This is a genomic window from Jeotgalibacillus malaysiensis, from assembly GCF_044789845.1.
Classification (GTDB): domain Bacteria; phylum Bacillota; class Bacilli; order Bacillales; family Jeotgalibacillaceae; genus Jeotgalibacillus; species Jeotgalibacillus malaysiensis_A.
In genome coordinates, this window is the sequence record NZ_CP085252.1 from 600,352 (window position 1) to 619,051 (window position 18,700).

At 44.8% G+C, this 18,700-nt stretch carries 20 protein-coding genes and 2 riboswitches; of the genes, 18 read left to right on the top strand and 2 right to left on the bottom strand.

The annotated features are described in order from the left end of the window. Positions 1–380 precede the first annotated feature (380 nt). Positions 381–1,370 (bottom strand): Gfo/Idh/MocA family protein, encoded by a 990-nt coding sequence (locus LG330_RS03465; protein WP_404407423.1) that lies wholly within the window; start codon positions 1,368–1,370, stop codon positions 381–383. Between the two features lie 192 nt (positions 1,371–1,562). Between LG330_RS03465 and LG330_RS03470 the strand changes: the two genes are divergently transcribed. The 18 genes from LG330_RS03470 (at position 1,563) to LG330_RS03555 (ending at position 18,284) form a co-directional block, all read left to right on the top strand. Next, the gene (locus tag LG330_RS03470; protein ID WP_404407425.1) at positions 1,563–2,195 is read left to right on the top strand and encodes a FusB/FusC family EF-G-binding protein; all 633 of its coding nucleotides are present in this window, start codon (positions 1,563–1,565) and stop codon (positions 2,193–2,195) included. Positions 2,196–2,230: 35 nt separating this feature from the next. Next, positions 2,231–3,220, top strand: coding sequence for a DUF4003 family protein (locus LG330_RS03475; RefSeq protein ID WP_404407427.1), 990 nt, complete (start codon positions 2,231–2,233; stop codon positions 3,218–3,220). Between the two features lie 31 nt (positions 3,221–3,251). Further along, on the top strand, positions 3,252–3,956 hold the full coding sequence (locus LG330_RS03480) for a type 1 glutamine amidotransferase (RefSeq protein WP_404407429.1): 705 nt from the start codon (positions 3,252–3,254) through the stop codon (positions 3,954–3,956). 544 nt (positions 3,957–4,500) lie between these two features. Further along, positions 4,501–4,598, top strand: a riboswitch (SAM riboswitch). 77 nt (positions 4,599–4,675) lie between these two features. Beyond that, a complete protein-coding gene (locus tag LG330_RS03485) occupies positions 4,676–5,791 on the top strand; it encodes a methionine biosynthesis PLP-dependent protein (protein ID WP_404407431.1) in 1,116 nt (371 codons plus the stop codon). Further along, complete coding sequence (metC, locus tag LG330_RS03490) at positions 5,788–6,957, top strand: cystathionine beta-lyase (RefSeq protein WP_404407433.1); 1,170 nt, start codon at positions 5,788–5,790, stop codon at positions 6,955–6,957. Before LG330_RS03485 ends, metC begins: the two co-directional genes overlap by 4 nt. Before the next feature lie 94 nt (positions 6,958–7,051). After that, positions 7,052–7,849, top strand: a complete 798-nt coding sequence (locus LG330_RS03495; protein WP_404407435.1) for an SDR family NAD(P)-dependent oxidoreductase — start codon at positions 7,052–7,054, stop codon at positions 7,847–7,849. 13 nt (positions 7,850–7,862) lie between these two features. Next, on the top strand, positions 7,863–9,050 hold the full coding sequence (locus LG330_RS03500; protein WP_404407437.1) for a cation:proton antiporter: 1,188 nt from the start codon (positions 7,863–7,865) through the stop codon (positions 9,048–9,050). A gap of 288 nt (positions 9,051–9,338) precedes the next feature. Next, positions 9,339–9,722, top strand: coding sequence for a GntR family transcriptional regulator (locus tag LG330_RS03505; RefSeq protein WP_404407439.1), 384 nt, complete (start codon positions 9,339–9,341; stop codon positions 9,720–9,722). After that, the gene (locus tag LG330_RS03510; RefSeq protein WP_404407441.1) at positions 9,719–10,624 is read left to right on the top strand and encodes an ATP-binding cassette domain-containing protein; all 906 of its coding nucleotides are present in this window, start codon (positions 9,719–9,721) and stop codon (positions 10,622–10,624) included. The genes LG330_RS03505 and LG330_RS03510 overlap by 4 nt, the downstream gene beginning before the upstream one ends. Then, positions 10,596–10,751, top strand: a complete 156-nt coding sequence (locus LG330_RS03515) for a hypothetical protein (protein ID WP_404407443.1) — start codon at positions 10,596–10,598, stop codon at positions 10,749–10,751. The genes LG330_RS03510 and LG330_RS03515 overlap by 29 nt, the downstream gene beginning before the upstream one ends. A gap of 4 nt (positions 10,752–10,755) precedes the next feature. Then, positions 10,756–11,337, top strand: a complete 582-nt coding sequence (locus tag LG330_RS03520) for a hypothetical protein (RefSeq protein ID WP_404407445.1) — start codon at positions 10,756–10,758, stop codon at positions 11,335–11,337. Further along, a complete protein-coding gene (locus tag LG330_RS03525) occupies positions 11,334–12,074 on the top strand; it encodes a hypothetical protein (RefSeq protein ID WP_404407446.1) in 741 nt (246 codons plus the stop codon). Before LG330_RS03520 ends, LG330_RS03525 begins: the two co-directional genes overlap by 4 nt. 92 nt (positions 12,075–12,166) lie before the next feature. After that, positions 12,167–12,283, top strand: a riboswitch (SAM riboswitch). A 114-nt stretch (positions 12,284–12,397) separates the two neighbouring features. Continuing rightward, on the top strand, positions 12,398–13,699 hold the full coding sequence (locus tag LG330_RS03530; RefSeq protein ID WP_404407448.1) for an O-acetylhomoserine aminocarboxypropyltransferase/cysteine synthase family protein: 1,302 nt from the start codon (positions 12,398–12,400) through the stop codon (positions 13,697–13,699). 13 nt (positions 13,700–13,712) lie between these two features. Further along, the gene (locus tag LG330_RS03535; protein ID WP_404407450.1) at positions 13,713–14,783 is read left to right on the top strand and encodes a homoserine O-acetyltransferase; all 1,071 of its coding nucleotides are present in this window, start codon (positions 13,713–13,715) and stop codon (positions 14,781–14,783) included. Between the two features lie 52 nt (positions 14,784–14,835). Next, on the top strand, positions 14,836–15,810 hold the full coding sequence (locus tag LG330_RS03540; protein ID WP_404407451.1) for an aliphatic sulfonate ABC transporter substrate-binding protein: 975 nt from the start codon (positions 14,836–14,838) through the stop codon (positions 15,808–15,810). Positions 15,811–15,823: 13 nt separating this feature from the next. Further along, the gene (locus LG330_RS03545) at positions 15,824–16,597 is read left to right on the top strand and encodes an ABC transporter permease (protein WP_404407453.1); all 774 of its coding nucleotides are present in this window, start codon (positions 15,824–15,826) and stop codon (positions 16,595–16,597) included. Positions 16,598–16,611: 14 nt separating this feature from the next. Next, the gene (locus LG330_RS03550) at positions 16,612–17,349 is read left to right on the top strand and encodes an ABC transporter ATP-binding protein (RefSeq protein WP_404407455.1); all 738 of its coding nucleotides are present in this window, start codon (positions 16,612–16,614) and stop codon (positions 17,347–17,349) included. A gap of 77 nt (positions 17,350–17,426) precedes the next feature. After that, positions 17,427–18,284: a dimethylarginine dimethylaminohydrolase family protein gene (locus LG330_RS03555; RefSeq protein ID WP_404407456.1), complete on the top strand. Its 858-nt coding sequence runs from the start codon at positions 17,427–17,429 to the stop codon at positions 18,282–18,284. A gap of 39 nt (positions 18,285–18,323) precedes the next feature. Here the strand turns inward: LG330_RS03555 and LG330_RS03560 are convergent, their stop codons facing one another. After that, positions 18,324–18,455, bottom strand: a complete 132-nt coding sequence (locus tag LG330_RS03560; protein ID WP_404407458.1) for a hypothetical protein — start codon at positions 18,453–18,455, stop codon at positions 18,324–18,326. Positions 18,456–18,700: the final 245 nt, after the last annotated feature.

The following is an 18,700-nucleotide window of genomic DNA, read 5'->3' on the forward strand; positions in this document are numbered from 1 at the left end:
ACAAGGGTTAAATCGGCAGGAAATATCCGGATAGCGCTTACATAATAGGGGTATCTGAATTCAGAGGATTATGAGGAAAGTGTGAATGTAAAATTTGTTACATAAGAATTTGTGAGGTACTGATAGGTGAGGGCGTTCAATTACAGTCGGAGATGATTCAATTATGCTACCCGCTGATTCAATAAGTGAGAGGAATGTATCATTAAAAGCCAATCTGGTGATGACTGATTCAATGATCAGAAGAGATGTGCCAATTATCCAGACAGCTGAACCAATTAACTTTGTCTATGATTCAATGAACTCACGCCATTCCCTTACTGCGTGCGCCAAAAATCAAAAGAGCAATGGACGCCACCATCCACTGCTCCTTACTAAACCACTTATTCACCATCAAGCGCATCAAGCGGATAAACAATTCCCTGCTGCTTTCTGATCTGCTCCATCAGTTCAACCGTCCGAAGTGAAATATCGTGTGTATTAATGTCCGACTCGATTTTACCGGCATGCGCTGTTTTTATAAACTCTTCTATTTCATAAGACATTGAAGGCTTTAACTGCTCAACCGAGTGATCAATGGCGCCATCTCTCGTCAAAAGCGTCACTTTACCGGGTGAGCTGATGCGGTCGATGTGAATAGCGCCTTTTTCACCGGCAATTTCACTCGGAAGAAAGCTGTCAGCGATTTTGGAGTAACCCGCTGTGACATTCATTCCTTCATAAGATAAAAGGACTGCACCCTGACCATCCACGCCTGTATGAAGCACCGTGCTGTCTGACTGGATAGCATCAGGTGGACCGAAAAGTGAAATAATCGGATAGAGGGTATAAACACCAAGATCCATTAGAGAACCATTTGCCATATCAGGCTTAAAAGCATTCAGAATCTCGCCAGCTTTAAATTTGTCATAGCGGGAAGAATACTGACCATATTGAAAGCGGACCTGTCTGATGGTCCCGATCTCAGGCAGCAGTTCTTTTACCCGCTGAAAATTAGGCATTGATGTCGATTTCATTGCTTCCATCAGCAATACCTGATGTGTTTTTGAAGCTTCGATCATTTTTTCAGCAAGTACCTTCGTGGCAGTCAACGGCTTTTCGCAAAGGACCGGGATCCCTTTTTCAAGGCAGGTGATCACCTGCTCGTGATGAACAGCATTCGGTGTCGCAAGGTAGACCGCGTCGATTTCCCCGCCCTCACACATTTCCTCAAGAGATGTATATGCATGAGTCAGCTCGTGCTTTTTTGCATATGCCAGTGCTGTTTCTTTTTTTCGTGAGCAGACAGCCGTTATACTCGCCCCGTCTGCAGCAAGTGCTGCTTCTATAAAAGTATCTGTTATCCAATTCGTCCCTGTAACGCCAAATCTCATGACTCATCAATCCTTTTCATATCGTTTGCTCTCAGTGTACATACTAAAAGCAGAATATGCCAGTGCATAAAGAATGCGTCAAAATGTTCAAATTGGGGTATATGTATAAAGAGGTAAGCAATTCGTGAAACCATTTCAGTATTTATCCAGTATATAAAGTATAAGTTCAATTGAAGTAAAGGGGCTTTACAAATGGAGCAATTTATCTCTAATGAACAATTTAACGTGATAAAATCTCAGATTATCGGGATGCAGAGACAGGCAAATGTGACGTCTGATGAAGGTGTGAAGACTGCTGTGAAGGAAGCGGCAGAAGCAAAAGTACATGACGTGTTTGATCAGTTAACACAGGATCAGCAGAAGCTGATTTCAGGTGTTGCCTCACTTGATACAGAAGAGGAACGGACAAAATTCCTGAAGGACCTGACACCTTACAGAAAATCATTCCCGGAAGTGACACCGGCTGATTTACGCGGACTTTTTCCAAAGGTGAAAAAGCTTCATATCCCGAACCTTGAATCATTTGATTTCAGGGCACTGACCTATCTCGGATGGAAAGATATCGGGCAAAGTAAGCAGTATTTTGTGTATGTGCAAAACGGTGAATTAACAGGCATTCAGGGCAGGTATGTGATCTCAGCTCGTAAAGGGATCTGCAGTCTCTGCAATCGCTACGGTGATGTTGCGATGACAAGTATTCAAAATAAGCCCAAAGAATCAGAGGGCTTAAGATCTTATGGACAGTATATTTGTTATGACAGTAAAGAATGTAACCAGGCGATTCAGGACTCATCGCAGCTCGAAGCCTTTCTTGGACAGGTATGATAAAAAGTACACAATAAGTCAAAAGGGTGATTTGTATGGACACAAATGAACAAATCAAAAAATATCTCACAATTTATGAACAGCTCAGGAAGAAATACCGGTGGCGCGTAAACAGTACCTCGCTGATGATGCTCGCGGGTCAGCTTGCAACTGCTGAGAAGCCGTTTGAATTGAGCAGGCTGATCTCTTTGAATGAAAAAATTAAGAAAGAATCCAGTCAATTTTCTTATATTCAGTCAGCAGATCTGAGGCTGATGCTGACTGGACTGCTTGTATCAAATTTTGATGAGCCGAAAAATTCGTTTGATGACATGATGCTTGTCTACGAAAAATTGATAGAATCAGGTTTTTCAAGAAGTCCGCATGCTTATATTGCAGCCTACGCTTTATATGTATCGCTTGATTCCGTTACGGAAGAAGAGATAGACGAGCATGTAAAACGTGCTAAAAGCATGTACAGCGGAATGAAAAAGCAGCACTTCTTCTTAACGTCCCATGAAGATTACCCGCTCTCAGTGCTTCTCGCTGAAGAAGAGGGGGAAGAGGAAGAACTGCTTGATGATATGGCTTATTACTATGACCAGCTGCATATTGTACTGGCTAAAGGCAACAACCGTCAGTTCTTATCACAAATCCTTACATACGGGCGGCAGGATAACAGACAGCTGCTCGTACAAAATACAGTCACGTGGCTTGATGATCTTAAGACAAACAAGATCAAATTGCGTGGCAATCACTTGCCAATTGTCGGCGTATTGGCCCTTGCCGGCACACCTTCAGCACTGCTGAGTGAAGTAAAAGAAACCTATGATCAGCTGATCAGTATTAAAAGTTTTAAATGGCACAAAGACCTGTGCTTTATGACAGCTGTGCGGTTTGTTCTGCAAAAGAAAGTCAAGGAAAATAATGTGCTTGATGTCGGTCTTGCATCAACGATCGAATCTATCCTGCAGGCTCAGCAGGCTGCAGTACTCGCTGCCATGTCAGCCGGTGCTGCTGCATCAGCAAGTTCATCCAATCATTAATGGCTAAGGTCATGGGAAAGAGGAATGTAATATGAGATTTATTTGTCTGCAGCATATCTGGTACGACAACGCAGGTTACCTGGAAGAGTGGGTAAAAGCCTGGGGCTGTGAGCTTCATTATATAGATGCAAAAAAACCGGATGATTATCCTGTCCTGAAGGATAACGATGTGCTGGTTGTTTTAGGAGGTCCAAACAGCGTACAGGAGCTCCCTGAAACTGACTGGATGCAAAAAGAGGTTGATTATATTGAAAAAGCAATTAATGAAGAACGAAAAATCATAGGCATCTGTCTTGGTTCACAAATGATTGCACATATTCTCGGAACCGAAGTATCAACTCTTCCTAAGTATGAAATGGGGTGGGCAGAACTGAATTGGCACAATTCATTTCTGGAAGACTTTGAAGTGGGTCAGCTTAACATCCCGATGTTCCACTGGCACAGTGATATTTACGATCTGCCAAAAGGAACAAAACCGGTTGGGAAATCTGAAATTACCCCGGTACAGGGATTTTATACTGATCATATTCTGGCATTTCAATTTCACCCTGAAATGACGGTGGAAGGTATTCAGAACCTGATTGATCATGATGATCAGGAGATTGAAGAACGTGATAAAACAGTCGACATGGAAGGACCGAGAGCGGATCCGGGCTACGTCGAACAAAGTCATAACCGCTTTCAGCCGATCCTTGAGAAATTTCTAAATGTTCATGGTGAAAAAAAGATTGATTAAACACTGGACAAAGATTTGAATTGTGTATACAATAATAATGAGATTCATTCTCAATTGAAAAATCAAACGTCGCACTTATTATAAATGCCTGTAAACAGTCGTTTCGCACCGGCTTTTTACACTGTAGGCAATCAAGCGACACCCCCTCCCTTAGCTGCACGCTGTCTGACACCAGCGTGCGGTTTTTATGAGGTTGTAGTGGTGGGAGATGCTTGAAAAAAGAGTGGAAGGGCAGCGCGGTTTTCAGTTCATATCCGGAAAATTTCGGGTCAGTTACTGAGAATCCCGGTTCAGGTTCCCGGAATCCCCGGTCACATTGATTTCAAAGCCAGTGATTTCGAATCACATTCATCATTTGTTGGGTCACGTCCGTCCAATCCCGGGTCGTATACTCCTAATCTCAGGCCACATCGGTCTCCATCGCCCCTCTCGCGTCCCGGCAACAAATCCATACCACTTTTCCAAATTCTTTTCTGAAAAATCTTGCACATTTACTCAATATGATGTAGTCTATACAACAACTATTATTTTCAGACAATTTCATAACTTATCAAGAGAAGTGGAGGGACTGGCCCTTTGAAACTTCAGCAACCGGCAGTGCACGGTGCTAATTCCAGCAGGCGATCTGCCTGAAGATAAGAAGAACGTATTCAAAGACCTTCTCTTATCAGAAGGTCTTTTCCTGTATATACAGAACGATTTTGAAGGAGCTGCTTTTTATGACATCAATCCAAACCATCCTTGCTCAGCTTGGAAACAGAAGTGAAGAATCAACCGGAACCGTAAATCCACCGATTTATTTATCAACAGCCTACAGACATGAGGGGCTCGGACAATCAACCGGCTATGATTATACGAGAACGAAGAATCCGACAAGAGCCATCCTTGAAGAAGGGATTGCAGCACTTGAAGGCGCGGACCAGGGATTTGCTACAAGTTCAGGGATGGCAGCCGTACAGCTGGTACTGTCTTTATATAAACCGGGAGATACAATCCTTGCCTCTGATGACCTATATGGAGGCACTTACCGCTTATTTGATCATTACAGCGAGCATTATGGCATAGAGTTCGTATATGTTGATACAAACAATCCTGATGAACTCCTGCAGGCCTGTACGGAGCGGGTGAAGGCCGTCTTTGTGGAGACGCCGACAAACCCGCTGATGAAAATAACCGATATCAGGCAGGTTGCTGATTTTGCTCATGACAAGGATATTCACCTGATTGTGGACAATACCTTTTTAACGCCATACCTGCAGCGGCCGATTGAACTTGGCGCAGATATTGTCATTCACAGCGCAACAAAATACCTCGGTGGTCACAATGACGTACTGGCAGGTCTGGTTGCCGCTAGAGGTGATACGATTTGTGAAAAGCTTTTTGCGATTCACAACGGAGCCGGAGCGGTTCTCTCGCCAATAGACTCATGGCTGTTAATCCGGGGAATGAAGACACTTGCGCTCAGGATGGACCGTCATCAGACGAATGCTGCTGCAGTGGCAGCCTTTCTTGAAACGCAGCCGCAGGTCACAGACGTCATTTACCCGGGAATCGGCGGGATGGTTTCATTCAGACTGGAGCGCCCGGAGTGGATTGATCCATTTTTAAGATCAATTAATGTGATTTCATTTGCTGAAAGTCTTGGCGGTGTTGAAAGCTTTATTACGTATCCTGCGACCCAGACCCATGCGGATATTCCTGAAGCAGAGCGTGAGGATAAAGGGATCTGCAGCAGGTTACTGCGTTTCTCTGTTGGCATTGAACAGCCTGACGACTTAATTACTGATCTGAAACAGGCGCTTGAAGCAGCCGGAAAAGGAGGAGATCATGTATGACACATCATTTTGATACAAAACTATTGCATCAGCCATCATATATCGATAAGCAGACAGGGGCTGTGAATGTTCCCTTACACTATTCCTCGACTTACCATCAGCAGTCGATTGATGAATTCGGTCCTTATGATTACAGCCGTTCAGGAAACCCGACGCGCGGTGCACTTGAAGATACAATTGCTGATCTGGAAAATGGTCACTCAGGCTTTGCTTTTGCATCAGGCATGGCTGCGATCTCTTCTGCCTTTATGCTGCTTTCTGCAGGCGATCATGTACTCGTCTCAAAGGATGTCTACGGGGGAACGTACCGGATGATTACAGAAGTACTGACGCGCTTTAATATCGATCACTCATTTATTGATATGACTGACCTTGATGAAACAGCGCGCAATGTTCAGCCGAACACAAAAGTAATCTACGTGGAGACGCCATCCAATCCAACGCTCAACATAACGGATATTGAAGGCGTGGCAAAAGTGGCAAAAGCACACGGGTGTCTGACATTTGTAGATAATACGTTCATGACGCCGCTTTATCAGAAACCGCTTGATCTTGGTGCGGATGTCGTCCTGCACAGTGCAACAAAGTTTCTGTCAGGTCACAGTGATGTCGTGGCAGGGCTTGCCGCTGTAAAAGATGAGGAGATTGCTGCTCAGCTGAAATTCATTCAGAATTCATTTGGCTCAATCCTGGGTGTTCAGGACAGCTGGCTGCTGCTGCGCGGATTAAAAACACTCAGCGTCAGACTGAAGCAGTCATCTGATTCTGCGAGAGAGATTGCGCAATTTCTTCATCACCACCCGCTGATTGATGAAGTTTATTACCCGGGCTTTTCATTTCACGCAGGGTATCATATCCACCAGCGACAGTCGACGGGAGCGGGGGCTGTGCTGTCATTCAGATTGCCTGACAAAAAAAGTGCAGGCGTACTAGTGGAAGCAATGAAAATTCCAGTATTTGCAGTCAGTCTCGGGGCTGTGGAATCAATCCTCTCTTATCCGGCCACCATGAGCCACGCTGCAATGCCGCAGTCAGAGCGTGAATCACGCGGCATCACATCAGGCCTCCTGCGCCTCTCAGTCGGCTTGGAAGACACTGAAGACCTCCTCGCTGACCTGCGCCAGGCACTCGACAAAGTAGGGGCGTATCAGACGCTTGAGGTATAACAAATACAACTGCACCTTTAAATTGGGTGCAGTTTTTGTTTGCCTTCAATAATCAGTGGTAAAGACTTCTAAATACTTTTTAGGAGGATGACCAATGATTTTTGCACAGGATGGAATGAAAGATCAGCATATTTTAGTAACAGGCGCAACAGGCGGAATCGGCTGGTATACAGTCATAGAAGCTCTGAAGACAGGTGCCGCAGTCACAGCTGCCGGGCGTAATGAAGATAAACTGGGTGACCTGAAAAAAGAATGCCAGGAAGCAGGAATCGAAGCGAAACTGCTGATTGTCTCGGCAGATCTGAACGAATCTGAAGATAGAGAAAGACTGCTTCAAAAAGCAAAAGAGCATGCAGGACCGGTTACGGGACTCGTCAATTCAGCCGGCATTTCAGGAGGAGGACCAGTTGAAGATCTGTCTGAAGACGATATGCGAAAGGTAATGGAGCTGAACTACTTTTCAACAGTTGCACTCACGCAGCTCGTCTACCCTGAAATGAAAAATGCGGAGGCAGGTGCTGTCGTCAATGTATCTTCACTGTCGGGTCTTCGAGCCACACACGGAAATACTGCCTATGCCGCATCAAAATTTGCAGTGATTGCATTTACACAGGCGTTTGCCCATGAAGCAGCAGAGTTTGGAGTCCGGGTCAATGCAGTATGCCCGGGGTTTGTCGATACAGAGATGGGGCGTAATGCAATTCGCAAAAAAGGAAAGCGTGCAGGACGTTCATTTGAAGATCAGCTGAAAATTGTAGAAGAAGGCTTGCCTTCAGGACGTATCACACAGCCTGAGGAAGTGGCAAGAACGATTTTGTTTTTACTGTCTGATGCTGCTGAAAATATCATTGGGGAATCACTCAAAATCTCAGGTGGAGCAGTCATGAGATAAGGAGGTGGGACAGATGGAGCCGGTTCAGATTGTTGTTCTCTTATTGATCGGCTATATCGTCTTTACAATTGATAAACGGACGCAGGTATTCCCAAGGCCGCCTGTCTTAGTTGGAATCGGCATGCTGCTTTACTTTGTGCCCTTTTTTGAAGGGATTGAGCTGTCAGAAACAGTCCTTTATGAAATGATACTGCCGGCGCTGCTTTTTATTTCAGCATACAAGTTTTCAGTAGGTGCGCTGAAGACAAACAGCTGGGCGATCTCCATTCTGAGTACGGTTGGTCTGGTCCTGACGGTGCTTGGACTTGGAGGGGTCGTATATATGATTGCGGGGTTATTTGTGTCATTAGATTTTACAGAGGCATTGCTCATAGCAGCTGTTCTCACGCCAACTGATCCAGTCTCCGTCACATCGATTTTACATAAGTCTCTTGATAATGAAAAAGTCGGTGACATCGTAGAAGGAGAGTCGCTGATCAATGACGGGACAAGCTATGTGATATTCGCTACTCTCCTTTCAATTCATCAGGGACATGAAAGCTTTTCATTTTTCTCATTTATGGGCGAATTCTTATATGTTGCGATTGGCGGTGCGCTGATCGGTATTGTGTTCGGCTGGCTCGTCAGCAGGGCAGTTCATTTTACACACCATCAAGAGTATCAGGTGATGCTGAGTATCATTATGGCTTACGGCTTATTTTTGCTGGCAGAATCATTTGGTATTTCAGGTGTGCTGGCAACAGTTGCAGCGGGTTTAATGCTTTCCTGGGAATTTAACCGTATCAATAAAGAGGATCACTACCGCGAATCACTGGATCGATTCTGGGATGTAATCGAGCCTACGCTTCTTTCACTGGTCTTCTTATTGATCGGAATGACAGCCGTTGACTATTTAAAATGGGAATGGTTTGGAATTGCAGCCATTGTATTTATCCTGTCACTTGTGATCAGAACGTTGATCGTCGTGCTAACCGTCCAAAGCGTGCCCCCGATTAAAAAGAGTTTGTCCTGGCAGGAATCGCTGCTGATCTCTTTTGGCGGGGTGAAAGGGACGATGTCAGTTGTACTGCTGTTACTGCTTGACGCATCAGACGCAGGAGAAACAGGTACAGTCATGGCCATTTCCTTTATAGCTGTTTTACTGTCTTTATTGATTCAAAGTGTCGGTGTTCACCCCTTGGCAAAGCTCTTAAAGTCATAGCGTTTTGAAAACTGCACAGAAATTGTGCAGTTTTTTGTTGTGTAAATGAGGCGGGTCTTATGTCATGAAGCTGCGAACCACCAATGTTTTTCTAGGAACAACTCGTTTATTCTGAGGACACCAGTTGTTTTTCTAAGAACGCTCCCATATTTTCTCCGAACATGCCTTACCTTTCTAAGGACCATCCCAACAAAATATTCCAAACGCCTATTGCCGAAGATTACAAAATAGTATATAGTACATTACAACAGTAATGTACTATATCAGATGAAGGAGGTGACTGAGCTAATGCTGAATGCAGACAGTACGAAACCGATTTATATACAAATTGCCGAATGGCTTGAAACGGAAATTCTACATGAAAGATTTAAAGAGCATGAAAAGATGTTTTCGCAATACCAGCTGGCTGACCAGTTCAATATCAACCCGGCGACAGCTGCAAAGGGGCTCACAATACTTGCGGATGCAGGGATTTTATATAAGAAAAGGGGACTTGGCATGTTCGTGACAGAAGAGGCGGCAGAACAGATCCGCCACAGAAGAATCAATGAAACATTAGCAGCGCTTGTGTCAGATGTTGTAGCGGAAGCAGAACATCTGAACGTTAAAGAGCAGGACCTGATCCATATGATTCAGCTGGAGCAAAGTCGCCGGAAAGGGGAAACGTCATGACGGTTATTGAATGCAGGCATCTTGAGAAACGATACAAAAGCGGTGCCGGTGTGAAAGATGCTGATTTCATCATTCAGGAAAATACGATCACAGGCATTGTAGGAAGAAACGGATCCGGTAAAACAACCCTGATGAAAACGATCGCCGGTTACTTAAAAAAGACTGGAGGGGAAATCAGTGTGTTCGGTGAAACACCATTTAACAGCCTGAAAGTATCTGCCAACAGCATGTACCTGGATGAATACAACGTGTTTTCAACTGCACTGACGACAAAGGAAATCCTTCATCATCACGGCCGCTTTTACCCAAACTGGGATGCTGACCTAGCCAAAAAGCTTGCAGATTATTTTGCAATTCCAATGAATGTCGGCACGGATTATTTGTCAAAGGGACAGAAAAATACGTTCTTTGGCATCCTCGGTCTCGCAGCACGCTGTCCGCTGACGATCTTTGATGAACCGACAACAGGGATGGATGCTTCAGTCAGAAAAGATTTCTACCGCGCTTTGCTGAAGGATTACCTGGCGCATCCGAGAACGATTCTGATCTCAAGTCATCACCTCGATGAAATTGATGAGCTGATTGAAGACCTCCTTTTGATCGACGGTGGGAGAAGCATTCTTCACCTCCCGATCGAAGAGGTGAAAGAGTATGCGATGGCGGTTTCAGGTTCGGCCGTCCAGGTGAGGAACTGGTCAGAGCAGCAGGAGATTATTGCGCGTCTTGAAGAAAAAGGCGGATTCTCAACAGTCATTGTGAAAAATCATTTTACAGCCGCTGAGAAGGCAGCTGCACGTGATCTCAGGTTTACACCGGTATCTGCAAGTGATTTGTGTGTGTACCTGACGAGAAGAAATATAGGGGGGATTGATGATGTCTTTAGCAACAGTCAGCACGGGTGATGTGATTCGTCAGCAGGTGATCTATAAGTGGTATTCCTATACAGATCTGTTGCGCAGTCTGGTCCTTCTGCAGGTCATTGCAATTGTTTTCTCTGCACTCGGGACAGGGGGGGGGGAGCACGTCTGATGATATGTTTTCACTTGAAGTAACGACTTACTCTACAAACGTTGTATTTGTATTTACAGTGTTCTGGCTGCTTGTCACACCTGCAATGATTACTTCAAAAAATTATTTATATGAGGATTTTTCTTTTGTCACAACCCGTTTGATCACACAGATTTCAAATGCTATTTTCTTCACTGCAGTGACACTGATCGCCACAATTTTTACTGTGATGAGCGGGTACCTGATTTACATGATTATGTCTCTGGTACGTCCTGCGCAATACTTCCCGGGACTATCGACAATCGGATCACCTGGAGAGCTTTTCATTACAGGCGCAGGAATGTTTGGGTATTACTTAATGGCTGTTGCAATTGGCTCTTTATTTGGGACGTTATTAAAAATCAGCAAGTTGTTTTTCGTGCTGATCCCTGCAGTTTTGTTCTTTCCAGTATTTTTACAAACGTATGTACTCAATGAATGGCTCTTTAGCTTCTACGTTCAGGAAAGCTCCTTGCTGATCTTTCTGGTAAAGGCAATTGCAACTGCGCTTATTCTATACAGTCTAGCTATATTTCTGATTAATAAAAGAGAGGTGAGAGAGGCATGACGTTTCTTGTTCAGATAGTTCCAATTGCGCTCATGCTGATCATTTTAACGCTCTTTTTTAAAAGAAGAGAGCAGCTCAAGCCGAAAAAACCAAGAAAATCCCTGAGCCGTCTGCTGCGTACCCGCATGCTGTATTTTATCTATGCAGGCGTTCTGCTTCTAGCAATGGCAGCCTATTATATTTTGCCTGAGCCGGCGGAAGGTGTAGGTAAAGCAGTGCCTGAAGAGGAATCGCTCAACTACTATGTCGACCTGTATGACCCTGCTCAGCAAAACCGTTTTGACGAGATCGATCCGGAATTCCTGGTGGAACAAAAACAGTATGACTTTTCAGGAGACCGGCTGAATATACCGGCACCGATGTATGGCTCATCCTATGGAGATACGCTATTTGCCGTTACCAAAGATGAAGAAGTTGATGGTGAAGTTCTGATCGATATGTATGAAACACCTGTTGTATTAAATGGTTTTGATATTACAGATGCCATTAATAGAGCAGAAGTGAAAATTGCTTATGATACCTTGAATGTGGAAACACCGGTGGGGAGTGACCGTTTAAAGTTTAACCAGTTTAATCCGCCCGCGCCCGCTCAACAGTTCTTAAAAGGAGAGCGTGCAGATCTTGCTTCAGGTTTCAGCTTTGCATATGGAATACATGTAATCCATCTGCGTGTACCTGCACATATTGAAATCGAGTATGCGCCTGAGGCAAATGTAGTTGAATTCACCGCCCAATAAAATTAATATTCAGAAAAAGGTTGACTTCTTTTTTCAGACTCTTTATAATCCTCAACAAGAGCAAAACACAACATGTACTTACAACTTTATAACTCTTATCCAGAGTGGCGGAGGGACTAGGCCCTGCGATGCCCGGCAACCAACGTATCAAATCCTGATACGGAAAGGTGCTAATTCCTACAGATCTGAAAAGGTCTGAAAGATAAGAGGAGGATATATAACCCTCTTCTTATGAAGGGGGTTTTTTATTTTCCCCTTTCACCTTCATTCAGTTAATACTTCACTGCAAACATCCATCAACCCATTAAAGGAGAGATTTACTCATGACAAACAATCAGCCGCAATACAATATTGAGACACTATTACTTCACGGTGCAACAGAATCAGATCCGACAACGAACTCAAGAGCGATTCCGATCTATCAGACAACATCTTATACATTTGACAGCGCGGAGCATGCGCAGAATTTATTTTCACTTGCTGAAGAAGGAAATATATATACGCGAATCGGGAATCCAACGGTTGCTGCTTTTGAAAACCGGATTGCGCTTTTAGAAGGCGGGGTTGGTGCAGTCGCAACAGCATCAGGCATGGCAGCAATCACGTATGCAGTGCTGAACCTGGCAGGCGCAGGAGATGAAATTGTCGCAGCCGCAAACCTTTACGGGGGCACGTACAACCTTTTCGCACAAACGCTTCCAAGGTACGGTGTGAACGTGAAATTCGTAGATGGCACTGACCCTGAAAACTTCAGGAAAGCAATTGGACCGAAAACGAAGGCTGTATTTGCAGAAGTGATTGGAAATCCAAGTCTGCATGTGCTTGATACTGAAGGCGTAGCGAAAGTCGCACATGAAGAAGGTGTGCCACTGATTGTAGACAGTACATTTGCAACGCCATATCTGAATAAGCCGATTGAACACGGCGCAGACATTGTTGTCCATTCAGCTACAAAATGGATTGGCGGCCACGGCACAACGATTGGCGGTGTCGTTGTAGATGCTGGCACATTCAATTACGATAACGGACGCTTCCCGGATTTTACTACGCCGGACCCAAGCTATAACGGATTACGCTTTGTAGACCTTGAAGCTGCAGCATTTATCGCAAAGCTGCGCGTGAACCTGCTGCGTGATACAGGTGCATGCCTCAGTCCTCAAAATGCATTTTATTTACTGCAGGGACTTGAGACGCTGCATCTGAGAGTGGAGCGTCATGTGGAGAACGCCTTGAAGGTCGCTGAGTATCTTGATCAGCACCCTTCAGTTGACTGGGTAGAGTATCCGGGTCTTGAAAGCCACTCATCATATGCGGCTGCGAAAAAGTATCTGCCGAAGGGTGCAGGTTCGATTATCGTATTTGGCATTAAGGGCGGACGTGAGGCAGGCAGAAAAGTGATTGACCATACGCAGCTCTGGTCACACGTAGCGAACGTCGGTGATGCAAAGTCATTAATTATTCATCCTGCTTCAACCACACACGCACAGCTGTCAGGAGAAGACCTTGAAGCATCAGGTGTAAAAGAAGAGCAAATCAGATTATCAGTGGGAATTGAGTCAATAGAAGATCTGATTAACGATTTGAATCAGGCGATTGAAAAAGCGGCAGTACCCGCGCATTTGTAAGGGAGGAATCAGGATGGGAGAGACATTAACTGAGAAGGTCATGCATCGTGAAGGAACAGTCGATATCGGTTCTTTGATACTTGAATCCGGAAAAGTGATTGATGATGTCTCTCTCCGCTACGAGCGGTCAGGAGATCCGTCGTTACCCGTGATCCTGATCTGTCACGCACTGACCGGAACGCACCAATCGGTTGGAACAGCACAGGAACCTGGCTGGTGGCGTGGATTTGCCGGTGAACATGCTTATATTGATTTAACAAAATTTCAGGTGATCACATTTAACGTGCTTGGTGGTTGCAGCGGTTCTACCGGTCCTGACTCGCTTAATCCATACGGTGAAAAGTACCGCACTGATTTTCCATTTATCACTGTAAAAGATATGGTGAACGCACAATATCAGGCCTGTCTGAAGCTTGGTATTACGAAGCTCCACGGTGTCATCGGCGGATCACTCGGCGGTATGCAGACGCTTGAATGGTGCATCAGCTATCCGGATTTTATGGATAAAGCCGTACTGCTTGCAGCGACTCCATCGTTAAGCGATTACGGGATTGCCTTTAACCGGATTGGCATCCATGCCATTGAAAACGACCCATCCTGGAATAACGGTCAGTATGAAAAACCGTCAGATGTAAAAGGATTTGAGGTTGCCAGAATGGTTGGCCTTGTTACTTACAGAAGTCCTTACCTGTTTACAGGCAGATTCAACAGAGAGGAAAAAGATGTAGAGGAGGAGCAGCCATTTTATCAGGTGGAGTCCTACTTGAAATATCAGGGTGAAAAAATCACGAAACGATTTGATCCGAACAGCTACCTGACCCTGTTATATGCCATGAATCATCACGATATCAGCAGGCATCACGGCACTATACAGGAGGCAGCAGAGAAAATTAAATCGAAGCTGCTCGGCATCGGTTTTAAAGGGGATTTACTTTATCCACCAAATGAAATTGAGCAGTTCATCAGCTATGTACCTGAAGCTGACTTTCACGAGGTTGATACAGATTTTGGACACGACGGATTTCTCGTTGAATTTGAAAAATGGGGACAGCTCGTCAAACATCATTTTGAAATTGGACAGTGAAAGCTGTCCGTTTCTTTTAACAACAATTCTGAGTAAACAGGGAGGAATATAAATGAATAAATTAAATGCACTTATCTTATCATCAGCAGCAATCGGGGTCCTCGCTGGATGCTCAGCAAACGCCAGTTCAGATGAACAGCCGGAGAAAATTACGCTTGATTATGCATACTATTCTCCAACGAGTCTGGTACTGAAAGAGCAGGGGCTTGTAGAAGAAGCACTTGCTGATGAAGGAATTGAAGTAGAGTGGGTGCTCAGTCAGGGAAGCAATAAGGCACTCGAATTTTTAAACTCAAGAAGTGTTGATTTCGGTTCAACGGCAGGAGCAGCAGCACTGATCGCAAAATCAAATGGCTCTCCTGTGGAATCAGTTTACTTATATGCAAAGCCTGAATGGACGGCACTTGTCGCAGCCGAAGGATCGGACATTCAATCAGTAGAAGACTTAAAAGGAAAGAAAGTAGCCGCAACGCTTGGAACAGACCCTTACATATTCCTCCTTCGGGCACTTGAAGAAGCAGGGGTATCCTCAGATGAAGTGGAAATTGTGAACCTTCAGCACCCGGATGGCGCAAACGCATTATCTTCAGACCAGGTTGATGCATGGGCCGGACTGGATCCGCATATGGCAAGAACAGAGCTGGATACGAATGCTGAACTCATTTATCGCAATCCTGACTTTAATACGTATGGCACACTGAATGTCAGGTCAGAATTTGCTGAAGACTTCCCGGAAATTGTAGAAGAAGTCATTGCTCAATATGAAGCAGCACGTGAATGGACGATCGCCAACCCGGATGCTGCGGCACAAATTCTTGCTGAAGAAGCTGAAATGAACCTTGATGTGGCAAAAGCGAGTCTTGCCCGCAATGACTTTTCAAATCCGGTCATTGGAGATGAACATACTGAAGCGCTGATTGCAGCGGGTGAAGTGCTGCGCCAGGAGGAAGTCATTGATCAGGATGCAGATATTGAAGCGCTCGTTAATGAATTATTAAATCCTTCATTTACAGAAAGTCTGGAGTAAAGGAGGGAACGGCATGAAAAATAAATTGAACCTCATTGGACTCGGTCTGATTCTGCCAGTTGTTCTGGTTGCTGTATGGGAAGCAGCTGCCCGGCTTGGGTGGATTGAATCCTATTTGCTGCCGGCTCCGACAGTTGTGGTGACATCAATTATTGAAATGGCACAGGAAGGCACACTTTGGGCTCATGTTTCCATCACACTATACAGGGTTGGTGCAGGATTTCTGATTGGAACCGCAGCGGCACTGTTAGTCGGTGCAGCAGTCGGCTATTTTAAACAGGCAGAAAGACTGCTCGATCCAATCCTTCAGGCGTTCAGATCCATCCCGTCTCTTGCCTGGGTCCCATTATTTCTACTTTGGATGGGGATTGGTGAGCCTTCTAAAGTGACGTTAATCGCAGTCGGCGTATTCTTCCCGGTTTATTTAAATATCGTATCCGGTATTCAGGGGGTCGACAGAAAGCTGATAGAAGTAGGGAAAGTCTATCGATTCAGCTCACTGCAACTGGTCAGAAGAATTATTCTTCCAGCATCACTGCCATCATTTCTGGTAGGGATCAGAAGCGGACTTGGCTTAGGATGGATGTTTGTCGTAGCGGCAGAACTGCTTGGTGCAAGCGAGGGACTTGGTTATCTGCTGGTACTCGGACAGAATACATCATCGCCAGAGTTAATCATCGCAAGCATTATTTTATTTGCCGCACTCGGTAAAGGGACAGATGCTCTGCTCAAAGGAATTGAAGCAAAGTCCTTGAAGTGGCAGGATAACCTGCAAAATGCTCAGTAAAAGAGGTGACTGCATTGTTAACAGTTAAAAAAGCATCCCGTTTATTTAAAAACGGGACAGCGGGATTTAAGCATATATCCTTCACTGTTCAAAAAGGTGAAATTGTCGGTATTCTCGGAACGAGCGGCTGCGGTAAAAGTACGCTGCTGCGCGTACTGTCAGGACTCGAACAGGCATACAGCGGGACGATTCATTTAAATGACGGTAGTGGAAAAGGGGCCGGCGTTATTTTTCAGGAACCCCGGCTGATGCCGTGGCTTTCAGTAGAAGATAACGTGTTATTTGGATTTAAAAACCCTGCGAAATATCGTGAGCAGGCGGCACATTACCTGTCACTTGTAGGGTTAAGTGAATTTTCAAAAGCACTCCCCCGGGATCTGTCAGGCGGAATGGCCCAGCGTACAGCCATTGCGCGTGCACTTGCTTCAAAGCCGTCAGTACTTTTACTCGACGAACCATTCAGTGCACTTGATGCATTTACGAAAATGCAGCTGCAGGACTTGCTGCTCGATATCTGGGAAGAAGAAAAAACCACAATGGTCATGGTCACCCATGATATAGATGAAGCGCTACATGTGTGTGACAGAATCCTTGTGCTCAGCGGACAGCCGGGGGAAGTCGCGGCAGAGATCAAAATCAGCCAGCCGAAACCGAGAAGCAGAAGTGACTTAAGCCTTGCTTCTTATAAAGAAAAAATATTTTCGATCCTTGAAAACAGTCACACCGGGCTTCAAAAGTATTCAGTGCGATAAATTGCATAAAAACCTCCGTTTATTTTTGCTGTAAAAAAGGAATAACATACAAAAAGAGTAAAACGGAGGACTGGAACATGTTAATGGAACGAAAAGAAAATCATAACCAGGCCGGCTGTCAAAATGAATTCGGCCCACTTGAACGTGTACTTGTCTGTCCGCCTGCCTTCATGAAAATTGAAGAGGCAATTAATGAAACGCAAAAACATTTTCTAAAAGATAATATAGACCGCGAAAAAGCAATGGAGCAGCACCGCAATTTCATTCAGCTTCTTCATGAACACGGAGCGGATATCGTACAGCTTCCACCGCTTGCCGTGTACCCTGAACAGGTCTTCACCCGTGATATCGGCTTTACAATTGGTGATACAGTTTTCATTTCAACAATGGGGACCGAAATGCGCAGCGGAGAAGATAAGATTTTACAGGAGTGGCTGCAGGAATCTAAAATGAAATTTGAGAAAATCAGTTCACCTTCAATTGAAGGTGGAGACGTCATTACAGATGGTAAAAAAATCTGGATCGGAATCAGCAGCAGAACGACTGAAACTGCTGTCGAGGAACTTCGTAAAAAGCTTCCTGAACACGACATCACTGCAGTTCCATTTGATTCACAGTATCTGCACCTGGATTGTCTGTTCAACATTATTTCACCTGAAGAGGCGCTTATCTACAGACCTGCTTTTACGGATGAAATGATTGAGCAGTTTGCAGCACATTATGAACTGATTGACGTAACAGATGATGAACAGTTCACGATGGGACCTAACGTTCTCAGCATCGGACACGATAAAATTATCAGTCTGCCAGTGAACAAGGACATCAATAAGAAATTAAGAAGATTCGGCTATGATGTAATCGAATGTGATATATCAGAAATTATTAAATCAGGCGGCTCTTTCAGATGCTGCACGCTGCCTGTTAATAGAACCTAAAAATACCGGGCTGCCCGCTAATGGGCAGCCCGGTATTTTTTAGTTTTTATCTTTTTTATCTTCGTCGTCATCGTCCTTTTTACGATCAACGGTCCCCTGCTCAAACATATCCTGGATTTTTTCTTCTGCGTCGTTATTATTTTGTTCTTTCTTATTATCTTTATCTGCCATTTCTATCATCTCCTTAGATTTGTATATTACATATAGTTCCCGCCTGACAATGAATTAATCATATATAGAGGATGATTTGTCTTCTTAGCTATTTTAATTGAATTATTTAACTCAGCTGAGGATTGGAGGGGAGAGCGTAGACTCCCGCCCCAGGAAGGGACAGGTGAGACCATTCATGCGAAGCATGTAGGGGCTCACCGCCCGGGGGCAGGAAAGCGCAGCTCTCCCCGGAAATTCTCAGCGGT

Bases quoted from the DNA above. Each gene is read 5' to 3' on its own strand.
- LG330_RS03465 (WP_404407423.1), bottom strand. From the start codon at position 1,370: ATGAGATTTGGCGTTACAGGGACGAATTGGATAACAGATACTTTTATA.
- LG330_RS03470 (WP_404407425.1), top strand. From the start codon at position 1,563: ATGGAGCAATTTATCTCTAATGAACAATTTAACGTGATAAAATCTCAG.
- LG330_RS03475 (WP_404407427.1), top strand. From the start codon at position 2,231: ATGGACACAAATGAACAAATCAAAAAATATCTCACAATTTATGAACAG.
- LG330_RS03480 (WP_404407429.1), top strand. From the start codon at position 3,252: ATGAGATTTATTTGTCTGCAGCATATCTGGTACGACAACGCAGGTTAC.
- LG330_RS03485 (WP_404407431.1), top strand. From the start codon at position 4,676: ATGACATCAATCCAAACCATCCTTGCTCAGCTTGGAAACAGAAGTGAA.
- metC (WP_404407433.1), top strand. From the start codon at position 5,788: ATGACACATCATTTTGATACAAAACTATTGCATCAGCCATCATATATC.
- LG330_RS03495 (WP_404407435.1), top strand. From the start codon at position 7,052: ATGATTTTTGCACAGGATGGAATGAAAGATCAGCATATTTTAGTAACA.
- LG330_RS03500 (WP_404407437.1), top strand. From the start codon at position 7,863: ATGGAGCCGGTTCAGATTGTTGTTCTCTTATTGATCGGCTATATCGTC.
- LG330_RS03505 (WP_404407439.1), top strand. From the start codon at position 9,339: ATGCTGAATGCAGACAGTACGAAACCGATTTATATACAAATTGCCGAA.
- LG330_RS03510 (WP_404407441.1), top strand. From the start codon at position 9,719: ATGACGGTTATTGAATGCAGGCATCTTGAGAAACGATACAAAAGCGGT.
- LG330_RS03515 (WP_404407443.1), top strand. From the start codon at position 10,596: ATGTCTTTAGCAACAGTCAGCACGGGTGATGTGATTCGTCAGCAGGTG.
- LG330_RS03520 (WP_404407445.1), top strand. From the start codon at position 10,756: ATGTTTTCACTTGAAGTAACGACTTACTCTACAAACGTTGTATTTGTA.
- LG330_RS03525 (WP_404407446.1), top strand. From the start codon at position 11,334: ATGACGTTTCTTGTTCAGATAGTTCCAATTGCGCTCATGCTGATCATT.
- LG330_RS03530 (WP_404407448.1), top strand. From the start codon at position 12,398: ATGACAAACAATCAGCCGCAATACAATATTGAGACACTATTACTTCAC.
- LG330_RS03535 (WP_404407450.1), top strand. From the start codon at position 13,713: ATGGGAGAGACATTAACTGAGAAGGTCATGCATCGTGAAGGAACAGTC.
- LG330_RS03540 (WP_404407451.1), top strand. From the start codon at position 14,836: ATGAATAAATTAAATGCACTTATCTTATCATCAGCAGCAATCGGGGTC.
- LG330_RS03545 (WP_404407453.1), top strand. From the start codon at position 15,824: ATGAAAAATAAATTGAACCTCATTGGACTCGGTCTGATTCTGCCAGTT.
- LG330_RS03555 (WP_404407456.1), top strand. From the start codon at position 17,427: ATGTTAATGGAACGAAAAGAAAATCATAACCAGGCCGGCTGTCAAAAT.
- LG330_RS03560 (WP_404407458.1), bottom strand. From the start codon at position 18,455: ATGGCAGATAAAGATAATAAGAAAGAACAAAATAATAACGACGCAGAA.